Consider the following 1,571-nt stretch of genomic DNA (forward strand, 5'->3'; position numbering starts at 1 on the left):
GGCGAGCCCGGGTCGGTGGGGCGCGGGGTGGGGGTCGGGCTCGGCGGCCTGGTCGGCTGCGGGCCGACGACGACGCCTCCGTCGTCCTTGCCGGGACGCTCCGGCGCGCCGGGACCGCCGACGGGGGCCTTGGGCCGGGTCTTCCCGCCGGGGCCGGGGCTGATCGGGAGGACGCCCTCGCCGTCGGCGACCGGATGGCTGCCCTTGCGGTAGAACTCCAGCCAGGACAGCACCGTCCGCAGATAGGTGTCGGAGCGGTTGTAGCTGAGGATCGCCCGGTCCAGGTCGGCGCGGCGGGTCAGATCGCGCGGCCCGGCGCAGAGGTAGTGCCCGGCGGCGAGTGCAGCGTCGTAGATGTTGTTCGGGTCCTCGCGGCCGTCGCCGTTGCCGTCCGCACCCCAGGCCGCCCAGGTGGACGGGATGAACTGCATCGGCCCGACGGCCCGGTCGTAGGTGCCGTCGCCGTCGTACGCCCCGTCGTCGGTGTCCCGGATCAGGGCGAAGCCGTTGCCGTCGAGCGCGGGGCCGAGGATCGGAGTGAGGGTCGTCCCGCGCGCGTCGACCCGCCCGCCGGACGCCTGGCCGGACTCGACCTTGCCGATCGCCGCGAGCAGCTGCCACGGCAGCCCGCACCCCGGATCGCTGCGGCCCACCGCGCTCTCGGCCTTGCGGTAGGCGGCCAGCACGGTGACCGGGATGCCCGCCTCGGACCAGGCGCGGGCCACGAGGGGGTCGGGCTTCTTCCCGGGCTTCAGGGGCGGGGGCGGCTTCGGGGACCGCAACGGCGGTAACTCGGTGTGGTAGACGTCGTCACCCGGCACCTCGGTCCACACGACGTCGTCGGAGGCCGCCGCCTTCTCCTTCCGGGGTTCGGGCGGGGCGAACCCCGGCGCCTGGGACGCGGTGAGCGCGGTCATCGCGGCGACGGCGGTGGCCGTGGTGCCGAGCCGGCGGCGCACGGTGCGGTCGAACCTCATGTGGACTCCCCTCTCCGGGTGTCAGCGGGTGAACGTGTCGATGGCGGCGATCAGCCAGGTGTCCCCGCGGCGGACGGCGTCCACGGCGAACATGGCCGCCGCGTACGTCGTCTCCTCGTCCTTGCCCGTACGGGTGTTGCTCTGGTCGGCGAAGACCAGCAGCCGGGCGCGGTCGCCGTCGAGGAACTCGACCCCGCTCTCGGTGACGGTGGTGGTCAGGACGAGCTTCTGTTCGGGGGCCTGCTCCCGTACGTCGGCGAGCATGTCCTTGTGCTGCTGCACGGCCCGGCCGGTCAGATAGGTGCTCGCCGCGCGGTCGGACCGGGCGGGCGAGGCGTAGTCGTAACTGAACACCGCGCCGACCGCCTCGCTGATCCGGCCCTTCACCTCGCTGGTGCGGCCGATGTCGGTGAGCGCGGCGTTCTGCCGGGCGGGCTCGTCGCGGAGACTGCTCGCCGAGGCGAACGCCCAGACGGCGACGGCCCCGAGGAGCACGGTGAGCGCGCAGAGCACGGCGGGCAGTGTGATGCGGAGGCGGGAGGCCCGGGGGCGGGGGGCGTCTGCCGTGGGGCCGTCGTCGGCGGCGTCTGGAGG

2 protein-coding genes are annotated in these 1,571 nt (G+C 74.6%); both read right to left on the reverse strand.

Annotated elements, in window-relative coordinates; translation table 11 throughout:
* The coding region (locus tag D3105_RS33725; RefSeq protein ID WP_118906582.1) for a lytic transglycosylase domain-containing protein at positions 1–977 on the reverse strand (977 nt) is incomplete at its 3' end.
* A 21-nt stretch (positions 978–998) separates the two neighbouring features.
* A partial coding sequence (locus D3105_RS33730) for a hypothetical protein (RefSeq protein WP_118906583.1) occupies positions 999–1,571 on the reverse strand: 573 nt, incomplete at its 5' end.

The organism is Streptomyces globisporus, from assembly GCF_003501885.1.
GTDB classification, from domain to species: domain Bacteria; phylum Actinomycetota; class Actinomycetes; order Streptomycetales; family Streptomycetaceae; genus Streptomyces; species Streptomyces globisporus_D.